This window comes from uncultured Eudoraea sp., assembly GCF_947258925.1.
Lineage (GTDB): Bacteria > Bacteroidota > Bacteroidia > Flavobacteriales > Flavobacteriaceae > Eudoraea.
This window is the reverse complement of sequence record NZ_CAMYKG010000005.1, coordinates 117,665-133,877: the sequence shown is the minus strand read 5'-3', so window position 1 is coordinate 133,877 and position 16,213 is coordinate 117,665. Positions and strand designations below refer to the sequence as shown.

Below are 16,213 nucleotides of genomic sequence, written 5' to 3'. Positions count from 1 at the left end.
AAGCCCGTCTGCGCCGATGGTACTGCCGTAACTGGTGGGAGAGTAGGCCGCCGCCTTCTTTAAAAGCACTTATCAATTCATTGATAGGTGCTTTTTTTTTGTCCGTAGCGTTCCAGGAATAATCGAACCCTATTTTCTCTTAAAAATCAATATATGACGAGCATCATGGCAGGTATTATAGCTGAGTAATACCTTTAATTCATATATCCTTTAATAGATCGTCCATGATACACCAATTAAAACCACAAGATTTAAGGAAAGGAATAGTCACAAAAAAAATAGACTGGAAGCAAATAAGAGAAAAAGAACCACCTAAATTGTTAATTGGACAGGAACGGGCACTAAAATCCCTTGAATTCGGCATTGGAAATAAAAGAGGTGGTTTCAATATATTCGTATCCGGCTACCCCGGAAGTGGAAAATTAAAAGCGGTTAATCATTTTTTGGAAGAAAAGGCAAAATTGGAAGTAACTCCCGATGATTGGTGTTATGTTAATAATTTTCAAAACTCGTTCTACCCTAAAAAGCTCAAATTACCGAATGGTGGTGGACGAACTTTTAAACTTGAAATACAGCGCCTGATCTCAGAAATACAGAAGATCCTTATCAATGCTTTTGAAAGCAAAGAATATCACGACAAGAAAGAGCAAATTATTGATGATTTTCGACAAAAAGAGAAAGAATTATTCCGGAACATTCACAAAAAGGCACGGGAGAATAATTTTGCTGTTACCCGAACTCCTATAGAAATATTGGTTATCCCAACTGACGCTAAAGGAATGCCTATAAATGACGAAAAATTTAATAAACTGGGCAAAAAAGAACGTGATGGCATTCTTAAAAAACAGTCTGAATTAAAAAAAGAACTTTTTGAGTTAATTCGAAAAAACCGTGAATTAGAGCGCGCCAGTAATGAATCACTTTTAGAATTAGATGAAAGTATTGCTACTTATGCCATAGATACATTATTGCAAGAATTGAATGATAAATACAAGGACTTTGAAGATGTGCTCCTTTACATGCTTGAGATTAAAAAAGATATAATTACTGAGCTACATAGTTTCTTGAAAGCGAGCTTAAGTCAGGATAGGCAGGATTATAAGCAGGAACTAAAATTCCAAAAATATGATGTTAATGTAATCACCGATAATACTGATGTATTTGGTGCGCCTATTGTACTCGAATTAAATCCAACTTTAAATAATCTGTTTGGAAAGGTAGAACATGAATCGTATATGGGAACGCTCATAACGAATTTTACCCTTATAAGAGGAGGAGCTTTACATAAGGCAAATGGGGGCTATCTTATAATAACCTTGAAAGATTTATTAATGTCCTACTTTTCCTGGGATAGCCTAAAAAGAGCCCTAAAGAATAACGAGATTGAAATTGAAGATGCCCGGGAACAATTGGGGATTATTGGTGCTAAAAGTTTGAAACCTGAGCCAATTCCGCTCGATATTCAGGTGATATTAATTGGATCTCCCAGATTGTACTACCTATTATATGAGCTTGACGAGGATTTTAAAGAACTGTTCAAGGTGAAGGCCGAATTTGATACTTCTATGGATTATTCTACTCAAAATATTAAAGATTTTGCCGGGGTTACCTATAGGATCCAAAAAGAAAACGAATTATATCCTATCAATGACGGTGCCATGGGCAAGCTTGTGGAACACGCCTCCCGTATGGCAGAGGATCGCGAGAAAATTTCTATAAAGTTTCGGGAAATAAGGGATATTATCCATGAAGCAGATCATTATGCGAGAATTGCCAAAAAAGATGAAATTGGTGCTGAAGATATAAAAGAAGCCATTGAAGCCCGGTATTATCGTTCAAATCTGATACAAGACAAGATAAACGAATTGATAAAGCGGGGACGACTTATGATTGATCTGGAAGATTCTAAGGTGGGTCAGATCAATGGAATTTCTGTTCTAGATCTTGGGGATATCCGTTTTGGCAGGCCTAACAAAATAACGGCCAGTATAGCATCTGGTAAAGTGGGGATAATTGATATCGAAAGGGAAGCTAATTTGGCCGGGCCTATCCATACCAAAGGAATCCTGATATTACAAGGGTATTTACTGGAAAAATATGGACAGGACAAGGGTTTGAGTCTCTTTGCCAGTTTGGTTTTTGAACAGAGTTACTCTGAAATTGAAGGGGATAGTGCTTCGTGTGCAGAATTATTTGCCTTATTGTCCAGTCTGGCCCAATTACCTATTAAACAGGGGATAGCGGTTACGGGTTCTATTAATCAAAAAGGGGAACTACAACCTGTTGGCGCCATTAATCAAAAAATCGAAGGATTCTATGAAGTATGCGTTCAAAGTGGCTTACATGGCGATCAGGGAGTTATTATTCCTAAGCCTAATTTGGAAAACTTAATGTTAAAAGAAGAAGTTTTAACAGCTGTTAAACAGGGTCTGTTTAATATCTGGGCAATAGATACCGTTGATGATGGCCTTGAGATCTTAACGGGTCTAAAAGCGGGAAAAAGGTTGCAAGGGGGCTCTTTCTCAAAGAATTCTGTTCACTACAAAGTAGATGAAAGACTCAGGGAACTTAATAAAAATGTGCTACCAGTTACTCGCGCATCCAATGAAGAAAGCAGTAATGCTCTTTAAATTTTAAATAGGCCTGCATTTCTAACTATTGATATAGCTCCTGAATACAAAATTCTGTTATAATCTCGGTAAGTCGCCCTCACCTTTTAGAGGTAAATAGGATTTACCCATAAGATAGGTGTCTACATGGTAGGCGGCCTCTCTCCCCTCTGAAATAGCCCAAACAATCAAGGACTGTCCCCTTCGTTGATCTCCTGCAACAAATATTCCGGGGACATTCGTTTTATAGTCTTTTACGGATGCTTTAATATTTGTTCTTGGGTCAGCTTCCAGTCCAAGTTGTTCCGCAATAGTCATTTCAGAGCCCGTAAAACCCATGGCTAACAAGGCCAGTTCACATGGCCATTCTTTCTCTGTCCCAGGGACCTCTTTCAAAACAGGACGCTGGCCGGGTACTTTTTCCCAGACTACCTCCACGGTTGTCAAACTTTTCAGGTTTCCTTGCTTATCCGCTTTGAATTCTTTTGTTGAAATACTAAAAACTCGTTCTGCACCTTCCTTATGTGAAGAACTTGTTCTTAATCGCATTGGCCAGAAGGGCCAGGGCTGATCTTCCGGTCTGTCAGGGGTAGCTTTTGGCATAATTTCAAAGTTTACTACAGATTTCGCCCCTTGTCTAAAAGAAGTTCCAATACAGTCAGATCCTGTATCTCCACCCCCGATGACTATGACATTTTTATCGGTGGCTTTTAATTCTTCTCCTTCGTACGTCAAACCATCAACTCTGCGATTATTCTGGCCCAAAAAGTCCATCGCCTGCACAACCCCTTTTAAGTCTGCTCCTTTAATAGGTAAATTTCTGCGAACCGTAGCCCCTCCACATAATACTACAGCATCATAATCTTCCTGCAATTCTTCGGCTTTTATATCAATACCAATATGAACCCCGCATTGAAATTCGATACCCTCCTCTTTTAAAATTTGGAGTCTTCTGTCAATAACAGATTTCTCCATTTTAAAATCAGGGATACCATACCTTAGCAGGCCACCTGGTTTTTCGTCACGCTCAAATACCGTCACAGAATGACCTGATCTATTTAGTTGCTGCGCCGCTGCTAAACCTGCAGGTCCTGAGCCAACCACGGCAATTTTTTTATCCGTTCGAAAATCTGGCGGAATAGCCACTACCCAGCCCTTTTCAAAAGCTGTTTCAACAATATTCTTTTCAATATTTTCAATGGATACAGGATCTTCATTGATTCCAAGTACACAGGCTTCCTCACATGGAGCAGGACAAAGTCTTCCGGTAAACTCCGGAAAATTATTTGTCGCATGTAAAATTTCTGCGGCCTTTTCCCACTTGCCTCTATATACGGCATCATTAAAATCGGGAATTAAATTACCAAGGGGACATCCGCTATGGCAAAATGGAATACCACAATCCATACATCTGGCACCTTGATCTTTGAGTTCTTTTTCCTTCATGGGAATGGTAAACTCCTTATAATTCTGAATGCGCTCTTCTACAGGAGCGTATTTCTCCACCTTTCTATCGAATTCCAAAAATCCTGTTATCTTTCCCATTTTCGACTATGTTGTTTCTAATTTTTCTCTTTCCAGACGAATTAGCGCCTGCTTATATTCTTCCGGGAATATTTTAATAAATTTAGGTAGCCAAGCTTCCCAATTTTCAAGTATTCTCTGAGCGAGCGGACTTAAAGTGGCATTGTAATGATTTTCAATTAGTTCCTTAAGTTGCTTTATATCCTCATCTTCTTCGACAGCGAGTAAGTTTAATGCCTCCAGATTACATTTTTTCTCAAAAGTCTTCTTCTCATCAAAAATGTATGCTATTCCTCCACTCATACCAGCACCGAAGTTTCTTCCAACTTCACCAAGTATTACCGCCACACCTCCGGTCATATATTCGCAGCCGTGATCTCCAATTCCTTCTACGACAGCTTTCGCTCCCGAATTCCTTACACAAAAACGTTCACCGGCTTTACCATTTATATATGCCTCACCTGAAGTAGCACCATAAAGTGTTACATTGCCCGTAATGACATTACTTTCAGGTTGTAAGGTAGATTTATCGGGGACTTTTATAATTAATTTAGCGCCTGATAGTCCTTTTCCCAAATAGTCATTTGTATTTCCGTTGACCACCATAGTTAAGCCTTTAGTGGCAAAGGCTCCAAAACTTTGGCCGGCAGAACCGGTGAAATTCAGTTTTAAAGTATTTTCGGGAAGACCTTCAGCACCATATATTTTGGATATTTCGTTGCTGATAATGGCACCTACAGCCCTGTCAGTATTATGAATGGGAAAATCTAAAGATATTTTCTCTTTTCTAAATAGAGCTGGATGCGCCTTCTCTATGATCTCGAATTCAATACTATCATCAATATGATGGTTTTGTTTCTGGGTATTGTACATTTTCGTATTCTTAGGAACATTGATCTTATGAAGAATAGGTGACAGGTCAATTCCCGCAGCCTTATAATGATCAATTGCAGCCTTTCTATCCAATTTTTGTACCTGGCCAACCATTTCATTAAGCGTGCGAAAACCTAACTGAGCCATAATTTCTCTTAATTCTTCCGCTACGAAATACATATAGTTGACAACATGTTCCGGTTTACCTTTAAACTTCTTCCTCAACTCCGGGTTTTGAGTTGCAATTCCCACAGGACAGGTATTTAAATGGCAAACACGCATCATTATACACCCGGAGGCTACTAATGGTGCCGTTGCAAAACCAAATTCCTCAGCTCCCAATAGGCAGGCAATCGCGACATCTCTTCCGGTTTTTAACTGACCATCACATTCCAGTACTATTCTATTTCTAAGGTCATTCATTACGAGAGTCTGCTGGGCTTCGGCAATTCCAAGCTCCCATGGCAGGCCTGCATGTTTAAGTGAGGTCAACGGCGATGCACCAGTACCACCATCAAACCCGGAAATTAGTATTACATCGGCCTTAGCTTTGGACACCCCTGCAGCAACTGTCCCAACTCCTACTTCAGATACCAGTTTCACATTGATCCTGGCTTTGCGATTTGCCGATTTAAGATCATATATTAATTGTGATAAATCCTCAATGGAATAGATGTCATGATGCGGTGGAGGTGATATAAGGCCTACATATGGTGTGGAATTTCGTGTTTTGGCAATGGCAGGGTTTACCTTTGGACCCGGAAGTTGCCCACCTTCGCCTGGTTTGGCACCCTGGGCCATTTTTATCTGAATTTCTTGTGCATTGGTAAGATAGTTAGAGGTAACTCCAAATCTGCCTGATGCAACTTGTTTAATCGCGCTGTTGCGCCAATCACCGGTCTGGTTTTTATAAAATCTATCAGCGTCTTCACCACCTTCCCCTGAATTGCTCTTACCACCAATCCTATTCATGGCGATGGCCAGATTTTCATGTGCCTCTTTACTAATAGAACCGTAGGACATAGCCCCGGTCTTAAACCTTTTAACTATTTCGGTCCATGGTTCTACCTCATCTATAGGGATAGGGTCATAGTTTGAAAATTCAAATAAACCTCGAATTGTGAGCAAATTCCGGGATTGTTCATTTACCATTGCAGCAAATTCTTTATAGGTCTCCGGTTCGTTATTTCGAACCGATTTTTGAAGTTTGGCAATTGATAGTGGATTGAACATATGTTTTTCCCCATCACGCCTCCAACGGTATTCACCACCAATTTCAAGATCTAAGTTAGCAGCGACATGCTGATCCTGATAGGCCTTTTTATGTCTTTTAGATACCTCTTTTTCTATTTCATACAATCCAATACCCTGAATTCGGGTTGGTGTATTTGGAAAATATTTATCTACCACTTTTGTGTTTATCCCAATACATTCAAAAAGTTGGGAACCCCGGTATGAATTAAGCGTAGAGATACCAATTTTGTTCATAACCTTTAAAATCCCCTTTCCAATTGCTTTATTGTAATTTTTAATTGCTTCATCAAAGGTGTATTCAGTGATATCATGTTCTTCAATTTGTTCAGCAATGATCTCATTTACCAGATAGGGATTAATAGCACTTGCTCCAAATCCGAACAAGAGCGCAAAATGATGGACTTCCCGTGGTTCTGCAGATTCAACAATTATGCTTAATTTGGAACGTTTGCCCAATCTTTGAAGTCCGCTATTTATATATGAACAGGCAAGTAAAGCAGGAATCGGCGCTCTGTCTTTATCGGAGTTTCTATCCGATAGTATAATGATATTGGTTCCGTCATCTATGGCTTTTTCTGCTTGCTTTAAATTGTTTTCAAGGGCTTCTTCCAAACCATTATGACCTCTGGCTATGTTATAGAGTATAGGGATTGAAACCACTTTATAATCAGGGCTGGCATCGTAATTCTTGATTTTATCAAGATCTTCTTTGGAAATAACCGGATTTTGGATTTTTAACTTCCTACAGCTCAATTCAGTAATGTCAAATATATTATGATCACTCCCCAGGGTAAGGGAAATATCTGTTATTAATTCTTCGCGAATGCCATCTAATGGAGGATTAGTAACCTGCGCAAAAAGCTGTTTAAAATAATTATATAAAAGCTGCGGGCGCTCAGACAATACAGCGATAGGTGTATCTGAACCCATAGAACCAATAGGTTCTTTTGCATGTTGCCCCATCGGAAGAATTATGGTATTTATGTCTTCCAGGGTATAGCCAAATACAGCCTTTCTTTTTTCCAAAGAAGCTTCATTTAAGAAAAGCGGGCAATCGTTGTACGGGATTTTTTTCAGGTGAACCAAATTAGAGTCCAACCACTTTTTATAAGGGTATTTAGCAGCAATTTTTTCTTTAATCTCTTCATCGTTTACGATTCTACCGGCTTCCATGTCTACCAAAAACATTTTTCCCGGTTCAAGTCGACCATGATATTCGATATTCTCAGGTAATAATTCCACCACACCTGTTTCAGACGACATAATAACATAACCGTCTTTGGTCACTGAGTACCTGGATGGTCTAAGTCCATTTCTGTCCAAAACAGCACCAATGTAACTACCATCTGTAAATGGAATGGAAGCAGGACCATCCCAGGGCTCCATGACACAAGAATTGTATTCGTAGAAAGCGCGCTTCGCCACTGACATTTCTTCATTCTTTTCCCATGCTTCGGGAACAAGCATCATCATTACTTCCGGAAGAGAGCGTCCTGTCATCAGCAATAATTCTACCACCATATCCATAGATGCAGAATCCGATTTTCCAGGTAAAATTATAGGAAGAACATTTTTTATTTCTTCTCCAAAGAGATCACTTTCTAATAAAGCTTCCCTGGAGCGCATGCGCATTACATTTCCCCTAAGTGTATTGATTTCTCCATTGTGGCACATATATCTAAAAGGTTGAGCAAGATCCCATGTAGGAAATGTATTTGTGGAGAAGCGCTGATGAACCAGGGCTAATCTGGTAACTACCCTGGTATCCATTAAATCTTTAAAATACAGCTTAATATCATTAGGCATTAACAGCCCTTTAAAAATGATGATTTTTGTTGAAAGACTGGGAACATAGAAAAATTTGCTTTCAGATAATTTTGAGTTAATCAGGGTGTGTTCCGTTACTTTTCTGGCGATAAAGAGTTTAAGGTTAAAATCAAAATCCTCTTGATCTTCATTTGCTTTAGCTATAAAGATTTGTTTAACGAAAGGTTCTGTTTCGGCTGCAATTCTGCCCGGAATACCCTTGTTGACAGGAACATTACGCCATCCCAGAAGACGTAATCCCTGCTTTTTAATATTTTCCTCGAAAACCGATACACAGTAGTTACTTTGATTTTCTTTTTTGGGGAGGAAAACATTTCCAACGGCATAGTTACCGGCTTCAGGAATTGTGAAATCACATTCTTCCTGGAAGAATTTATGTGGTATATCTATAAGGATGCCGGCCCCGTCTCCGGTCTTGCCATCAGCGCTAACAGCCCCCCTGTGTTCCAATTTGTCCAGAATTTCAAGTGCCTTATGAATTATATCATTGGACTTTTTTCCTTTTAGGCTGCAAATAAATCCAGCACCACAGTTATCATGTTCAAATTCAGGAAGATACAAGCCTTGTCTTTTCATCATCTTTATTGCAGTATTTATTCAAAAATATCATTTTTAACGAAAAATAGACATCATTTAATAAGATAGTGTGCAAAATATTTAACGTTTACAATAAAATGTTAAAAAATATTCAATTTACAATATTTATAACCCTTAAACTGAGATTATGATAATTGCGCGAAGGAGTTTATAGTTGGATTTGTTGACTTTGGGGTAATTCGTATCAGACTTAAAGATAAATCAAATTCAACCCCGGTTTGGGAATAAAGATGAGGGAGTAATATTGAATTATTGAAAGTACACCCCTAAAAATTTTGGGGTAGAGCAATGAGAAAAGTTATCAGGGATCTAGTTTTTTGCAATATTTCTTGAAATCACCATTTTTTGGATCTCAGATGTACCTTCATAGATTTGAGTGATTTTAGCATCCCTCATCAATCTTTCAACATGGTAATCTTTAACGAATCCGTTTCCTCCAAAAATTTGTACTGCTTCCACGGTAGTTTCCATGGCAATTTGTGAGGCATACAGTTTGGCCATCGCACCAGAAATGTCGTAGTTATTGCCTTGATCCTTATCCCAGGCGGCCTTGTATACCAAATATCTGGCAGCCTGGATTTGAGTTTGCATATCGGCCAGTTTAAAACCAATTGCCTGATGGTTTATTATTTCTGTTCCAAAAGCACTGCGTTCCTTTGCATATTCTTTGGCTAGATCATATGCTCCCGCTGCAATTCCCAGGGCTTGAGCAGCAATACCAATTCTTCCGCCAGCAAGGGTTTTCATGGCAAATTTAAAACCAAAACCATCCTCGCCAATTCTATTTTCTTTGGGTATTTTAACGTCATTGAATATTAAAGAATGTGTATCACTACCCCGTATCCCTAATTTGTTTTCTTTTGGTCCCATTTCAAATCCGGGCATACCTTTTTCAACAATCAGGGCGTTTATCCCTTTATATCCCTTTTCAACATCGGTTTGGGCAATTACCAGATATACCGAAGCAGAATTTCCATTGGTAATCCAATTTTTAGTGCCATTCAGGATATAATGGTCCCCTTTATCAATTGCGGTGGTTTTTTGAGATGTTGCATCACTACCCGCTTCTGGTTCTGATAGGCAGAAAGCTCCAATAATTTCGCCCGATGCCAACTTTTTGAGGTATTTTTCCTTTTGTTCTTTGGAACCAAAAGTTTCTAAACCCCAGCATACTAACGAATTATTCACGGAAACAATAACAGAAGATGATGCATCTATTTTGGAAAGCTCCTCCATGGTCAGAACATAAGACAATGTATCCAAACCACTTCCACCGTATTCCGGATCTACCATCATGCCCATAAAACCAAGTTCTCCCAATTTTTTCACTTGTTCCGCAGGGAATGTCTGCGTCTCATCACGCTCAATTACACCAGGCAATAATTCGGTACGGGCAAAATCTCTGGCCGCCTGTTTAATCATTTCCTGTTCCTCGGTAAGTGCAAAATCCATCCTTAAAAAATTAGTTATAATACATTGCAAAGATACAAGACTGCAGGAAAAAAATGTAAATACCCGGGCTTATTTACAAAAGTTTAAGCCTTCAAGAATGAGATGAATATTAGTTATAACTATGACCTAAAAAACTTTTAAAGTAATACAATATTTTTATATTTGTGAGAGGTGTTCCTATTCCCTAAAATATCAAATATATTATGAGACAACATTAGCTTCAGCCATATTACTATTGGTTAAAATCAAAATTGATAAGTTAATTTTAATATAGGTCACATAATACATTGATAAAGAAATGAAGAAGCTTTTAAAAATATATGAAAATAAACCACCTGAGATTGTCTTTAATTGGAAAGATCCTTTGACAGAGGCTGAAGGCTGGACAGTTATCAATTCCCTGAGGGGCGGTGCAGCCGGAGGTGGAACAAGAATGCGCGAAGGTTTGGATATGAACGAAGTCCTCTCCTTGGCCAAAACTATGGAAGTTAAGTTCACCGTATCCGGACCACCAATTGGCGGAGCGAAATCCGGGATTAATTTTAATCCTCATGACCCTAGAAAAAGAGGTGTATTGGAAAGGTGGTATGCTGCCGTTTCGCCCTTGCTGAAAAGTTATTATGGTACAGGAGGAGATTTAAATGTTGATGAAATCCATGAGGTTATACCCATAACAGAAGATGTTGGGGTTTGGCATCCCCAGGAAGGCGTATTTAATGGTCATTTCAGACCTACTGAAGCTGATAAAATAAATAGGATAGGACAGCTAAGACTAGGTGTTATTAAAGTTTTAGAAAGCGATCACTATTCGCCTGATATCAGTAAGAAATACATGGTGGCCGATATGATAACCGGTTTTGGTGTGGCAGAAGCCATAAGGCACTATTATGATATTTTTGGAGGAACTGTAATCGGTAAACGAGCTATAGTACAGGGGTTTGGAAATGTAGGAGCAGCTGCGGCATTCTATTTGGCCCAGATGGGTGCCAAAATAGTTGGAATAATTGATCGTGTTGGTGGAGTTATTAATGAAGAGGGTTTTTCATACGAAGACATAAAGACCTTCTTTTTACATAAAAAGGGTAATACCTTAATAGCAGATGCGGATAAAATGATTCCTTTTGATGAAATGAACGAACGTATCTGGAGTTTGCCAACAGAGATTTTTGCGCCTTGTGCTGCTTCCAGGTTAATCACCCAGGAACAAATTGCTGAAATGATAGATACAGGACTCGAGGTTATTTCTTGTGGTGCAAATGTACCCTTTGCAGATTCTGAAATATTTTTCGGTCCTATTATGGAGTATACAGATGAAAGGGTAAGTCTTATTCCCGACTTTGTTTCAAACTGTGGAATGGCCAGATTATTTGCCTATTTTATGGAACGAAGAGTGGGAATGGATGATGAATTAATTTTTAATGATACTTCAGATACAATTCGGAAAGCAATTTTGAATATCTTTAAGGAAAATGTAACAAAAAAGAACATGAGTAAGTCGGCATTTGAAATTGCCCTAAAACAACTAATCTAAAACCAACCAATATGGAGACCATTATTATCATTGTATTCTTAGCGGGCTATTTGGCCATTACCCTTGAGCATAATCTGAAAATAGACAAACTAATTCCAGCTTTAGCCATGATGGCCATCTTATGGGCTATCATAGCATTGGCTCATATGCCGGTTTTTGAGGTTAATACCGAATTAAAGGAATTGGAACCTTCGCATATTGATGAAATGCTGTTGCACCATTTGGGTAAAACCGCTGAAATCCTTGTGTTCTTACTAGGGGCAATGACTATTGTGGAGATAATAGATTATTTCGATGGATTTGCCACAATTAAAGGTTATATACGTACCAGACAAAAATCGAAATTACTTTGGCTTTTTTCCATATTAGCCTTTATTCTTTCTGCAATTATAGATAACCTTACTGCGACCATAGTTTTGGTAACCATATTACAAAAAGTTATCAAAGAACGTGAGGTTAGGCTTTGGTTTGCGGGGATGATTATAATTGCTGCGAATGCGGGAGGAGCATGGTCACCTATTGGCGATGTAACGACCACAATGCTATGGATTGGCGATAAGGTATCCGCACTACAACTCATTAAATTTGTACTGATACCATCAATAGTTTGCATGGTCCTTCCTGTTCTTGTTGCCTTGAGATACAAAGCATTTAAGGGAACTATTAAGGCGGAATTAGAAGAAGAAAAAGCAAAATCCCCTTTTGGAGCAACCATGCTATATCTAGGGCTGGGCTCTATTGTATTTGTGCCATTTTTTAAGACCATTACTCATTTACCTCCTTATGTAGGGATGATGCTTTCCCTGGCCGTTGTAGCTGCATTTGCAGAAATTTATACAAGCGCTAAATTCAGTATTTCGAGCGTTGATTCGGCAGAGAGTCAGGAAGGATCGCACCACAGCGCTGTTCATTCTTCCTTATCCAAAATAGAGCTTCCAAGTATACTCTTTTTCCTTGGGATACTTTTAGCGGTTGCTGCTCTGGAGTCATTAGGGATGTTATTTGAATTTGCAGGCACATTAGATACGTCTATGCCATTTCTTGGCACTGAATCTGCGAACCAGACCGTATCAGATTTGGTAATACTAATATTGGGGGTAGCTTCTGCTGTAATAGACAACGTGCCTTTGGTGGCTGCCAGTATGGGGATGTTCTCCATACCTTTAGATGATTCTGTCTGGCATTTTATTGCCTATTCTGCCGGGACAGGGGGAAGTATGTTAATTATAGGATCTGCGGCGGGTGTTGTTGCCATGGGAATGGAAAAAATTGATTTTTTCTGGTATTTAAAGAAAATTGCATGGCTGGCATTCGTTGGTTTTATTAGTGGCGCAGCGGTTTTTATACTAATTCGAAATTTAGTATTAAACGGATAATTTAATTGATAAAATACCGTTATAAGGGCAACTTTTAATAGGGAAAAATATGATTATGATTCAGGATCTTGTGGACGAGGCACAGGTTGGAGAAGTTATTTCAGAAGAAAAAACACTTTCAGTAATAGATCTTATCTTTAGTGGGGGTATAGGTAGTATAGTTATTATATCAGTTCTTTTTGTAATGCTGGCGGTCGGATTATATATTTATTTTGAGCGTTTACTGGCCATAAAAGCCGCTTCACAAATAGATAAGAATTTTATGAATCAAATTCGCGATCACGTAATGAACGGCAAGCTGGAATCCGCCAAAATATTATGTGCCCAAACAGATTCACCGGTAGCGAGGTTAACAGAAAAAGGGATATCCAGAATTGGCAAGCCCCTCGATGATATTAATACAGCTATCGAGAATGCAGGTACCCTGGAGGTTTATAAATTAGAAAAAAATGTAAATGTCCTTGCTACAATTGCAGGTGCAGGACCCATGATTGGATTTTTAGGAACGGTTATTGGAATGATTATAGCATTCCATCAAATGGCAAGTAGCGGTGGACAGGCAGAAATGGGTGCATTGGCATCAGGTATTTATACTGCTATGACTACAACAGTTGCAGGCCTTATTGTGGGTATTGTAGCCTATATGGGTTACAACCATCTGGTGAATCGTACAGACAAGGTAGTTCATAAGATGGAGGCTAATGCCGTAGAATTTCTTGATTTACTAAACGAACCCGTTTAAGACTATCTTATGAAATTAAAAGGAAGAAATAAAATCAGTCCGGAATTTAGCATGTCCTCCATGACAGACATTGTTTTCCTATTGCTAATTTTCTTTATGTTAACAGCCAATTCACTGTTATTCTAAGGGCTGAAGAAAGCGTGGCCATAAAGGAAGCGGTCAACGTCATGGATATAGCCAATAGGAATAGTTATAAAGTGATCCTGGCTGTGCGACCTAATTAATGTCGTTTTTAGATACGAGACACAAGAAAAAATCATTTACGCTTACAACCATTTTGTTAAGCGTGCTCCTCCTTTTACTTTTTTATATAGGCCTTACGTATATGGATCCGCCCATTGAGAACGGGATTACCGTGAATTTTGGGGCGATGGAATTTGGTATGGGGGAGAAGCAGCCCGTTAAAAAAATAAAATCGCAACCTGCAGAACCTGTGGAAGAGGAAGAGACAGAGGTTGTTGAAGAAGAAACTGCTGTTCAGCCTGAAGAAGTAGCTGAAGAGGATGTTACTGAAAAAGCCACTGAGAAGGTTCTTACCCGGGAAGATGAAGAATCCATAAGAATCAAACAACAGGAGGCTGCCAAACGCGAAGCAGAAGAAGCGGCGAGGAAAAAAGCTCAGGCAGAAGCTGAACAACTTGCTAAAGAGAAAAAAGAAGCCGAGGAGAAAGCTCAGAGAGAGAAAGATGCCAAGAAGAAAAAGTTGGACGAACTTATGGGCGGCCTTAATAAATCTGATGGGGAAGTCCAGGGGGGTGAAGGAGACGATAACAGACCGGGTGACAAGGGACAACCAGATGGTGACCCTTATGCCACGAGCTATTATGGCAGTCCTGGATCCGGCAGCGGAACCGGTGGATATGGCCTAAGTGGCCGCTCTTTGGTGAGCAAGGGTAAAGTGCAACAAGATTGTAATGAAGAGGGAAGAGTAGTTGTTAAAATTACGGTTGATAGAAATGGTAAGGTAATCAATGCCACTCCGGGAGTGAAAGGGACTACCAATAATCATCAATGTTTGTTAGAACCGGCAAAGAAAACGGCGTTTTTACATAAATGGAATCTGGATTCCAAGGCGCCCAATCAACAGATAGGTTTCGTTGTTGTAAACTTTAAATTAGGTGAATAATACATGACCTACGAGGAGACCCTGGATTGGATGTTTGCGCAACTTCCAATGTTTCAGGAAAAGGGATCAAAAGCTTATCAGGGCAAACTAAAGAACAGCCTTTCTTTGGCAGCACATCTTAAAAACCCACATTTAAATTTTAAGAGTATTCATGTAGCCGGAACCAATGGTAAAGGCTCCAGCAGCCATATGTTAGCCTCTATACTGCAAGAGGCTGGTTATAAGGTTGGACTTTATACGTCTCCACATATGAAGGATTTCAGGGAACGGATTAAAATTAATGGGAGGGTAATCAGTCAAAAAAATGTCATAGCGTTTATTGAAAAACATAAATCCTTTCTGGAAGCAAATAAATTGTCTTTTTTTGAAATGTCCGTGGGAATGGCGTTTGATCATTTTTCCAGGAATAAGGTCTCCATTGCAATAATTGAAGTAGGACTGGGCGGACGTTTGGATGCCACGAACATAATTACACCCGAGGCTTCACTAATTACCAATATTGGGTTGGATCACACAGATTTGCTGGGTCATACCCTGGAATTGATATCAAGGGAAAAGGCCGGGATAATAAAAGAGAATGTTCCTTTGGTGATCAGTGAATACCAGGAAGAGATTGCCCCTGTTTTTGAAGAAATTGCAAAAGAAAAAAATTCAGACCTGGTATATGCAGACCGGGAAGATCTTAAAGACTACAAAACCTCACTTTTCGGGAGTTATCAGAATAAAAATATTAAAGGGGTGTTGGCAATTATTAATTTACTAAAAGGGTTTTCAATAAGTCAGGAACATATAAGCAGAGGTCTTATGAATGTGGTTGAGAATACCGGCTTATTGGGGAGGTGGCAGATTCTACAGGAAAAGCCAAAAGTTATGTGTGATACCGCCCATAACAGTGAAGGGCTGACTTTGGTTTTGGAGCAAATAAATCAGCAAAAATTTAAAACCTTACATATTGTCCTTGGGTTTGTTAAAGAGAAAAACCTTGATGTCATATTACCTTTATTTCCTAAGGATGCTAAATACTATTTCGTGAGACCAGATATTCCCAGGGGTATGGATGCTGTATTTTTAAAGGAAAAAGCATCAGAAGTTGGTTTGGAGGGTGAAATTTATGCTTCTATACCAAAGGCTTATGAAGCTGCCCTGAGCCTGGCAGCTAAGGATGATTTCATCTATATTGGAGGCAGCACATTTACGGTTGCAGAGGTGCTGTGATTTTTTCTTATTTTTTGTTTTAGGTAACAAAAAACTATTCTATATTTGCATCCCCTTAGGGGCTCTTAGCTCAGTTGGTTCAGAGCA

The 16,213-nt window shown here is 39.1% G+C and carries 9 protein-coding genes and 1 pseudogene; 7 read left to right on the top strand and 3 right to left on the bottom strand.

Annotated elements, in window-relative coordinates:
- Nucleotides 1–224: 224 nt before the first annotated feature.
- A complete protein-coding gene (locus Q0X77_RS03180; RefSeq protein WP_297792882.1) occupies nt 225–2,630 on the top strand; it encodes a Lon protease family protein in 2,406 nt (801 codons plus the stop codon).
- A 57-nt stretch (nt 2,631–2,687) separates the two neighbouring features.
- On the opposite strand, the gene Q0X77_RS03175 is transcribed toward Q0X77_RS03180, so the two are convergent.
- From Q0X77_RS03175 to Q0X77_RS03165, 3 genes are all read right to left on the bottom strand, one after another.
- On the bottom strand, nt 2,688–4,154 hold the full coding sequence (locus Q0X77_RS03175) for a glutamate synthase subunit beta (RefSeq protein ID WP_297792880.1): 1,467 nt from the start codon (nt 4,152–4,154) through the stop codon (nt 2,688–2,690).
- A gap of 6 nt (nt 4,155–4,160) precedes the next feature.
- Entirely contained in the window at nt 4,161–8,663 is a 4,503-nt protein-coding gene (gene gltB / locus Q0X77_RS03170; RefSeq protein WP_297792893.1) for a glutamate synthase large subunit, read from the bottom strand.
- Between the two features lie 330 nt (nt 8,664–8,993).
- Nucleotides 8,994–10,136: an acyl-CoA dehydrogenase gene (locus Q0X77_RS03165; protein WP_297792878.1), complete on the bottom strand. Its 1,143-nt coding sequence runs from the start codon at nt 10,134–10,136 to the stop codon at nt 8,994–8,996.
- A gap of 298 nt (nt 10,137–10,434) precedes the next feature.
- Here Q0X77_RS03165 and Q0X77_RS03160 point away from each other — a divergent pair, with 298 nt between their 5' ends.
- The 6 genes and pseudogenes from Q0X77_RS03160 to Q0X77_RS03135 all read left to right on the top strand — a co-directional run bounded on the left by Q0X77_RS03160 (nt 10,435) and on the right by Q0X77_RS03135 (nt 16,126).
- The gene (locus Q0X77_RS03160; protein ID WP_297792875.1) at nt 10,435–11,667 is read left to right on the top strand and encodes a Glu/Leu/Phe/Val dehydrogenase dimerization domain-containing protein; all 1,233 of its coding nucleotides are present in this window, start codon (nt 10,435–10,437) and stop codon (nt 11,665–11,667) included.
- An 11-nt stretch (nt 11,668–11,678) separates the two neighbouring features.
- Nucleotides 11,679–13,043, top strand: coding sequence for a sodium:proton antiporter NhaD (gene nhaD / locus Q0X77_RS03155; RefSeq protein WP_297792872.1), 1,365 nt, complete (start codon nt 11,679–11,681; stop codon nt 13,041–13,043).
- A 49-nt stretch (nt 13,044–13,092) separates the two neighbouring features.
- On the top strand, nt 13,093–13,785 hold the full coding sequence (locus Q0X77_RS03150; protein WP_297792869.1) for a MotA/TolQ/ExbB proton channel family protein: 693 nt from the start codon (nt 13,093–13,095) through the stop codon (nt 13,783–13,785).
- A 9-nt stretch (nt 13,786–13,794) separates the two neighbouring features.
- Nucleotides 13,795–14,009 (top strand): annotated as a pseudogene (locus Q0X77_RS03145) (biopolymer transporter ExbD).
- Nucleotides 14,009–14,911: an energy transducer TonB gene (locus Q0X77_RS03140; RefSeq protein ID WP_297792867.1), complete on the top strand. Its 903-nt coding sequence runs from the start codon at nt 14,009–14,011 to the stop codon at nt 14,909–14,911. The pseudogene Q0X77_RS03145 and the gene Q0X77_RS03140 overlap by 1 nt, the downstream one beginning before the upstream one ends.
- Before the next feature lie 3 nt (nt 14,912–14,914).
- On the top strand, nt 14,915–16,126 hold the full coding sequence (locus Q0X77_RS03135) for a folylpolyglutamate synthase/dihydrofolate synthase family protein (protein WP_297792864.1): 1,212 nt from the start codon (nt 14,915–14,917) through the stop codon (nt 16,124–16,126).
- Nucleotides 16,127–16,213 lie beyond the last annotated feature (87 nt).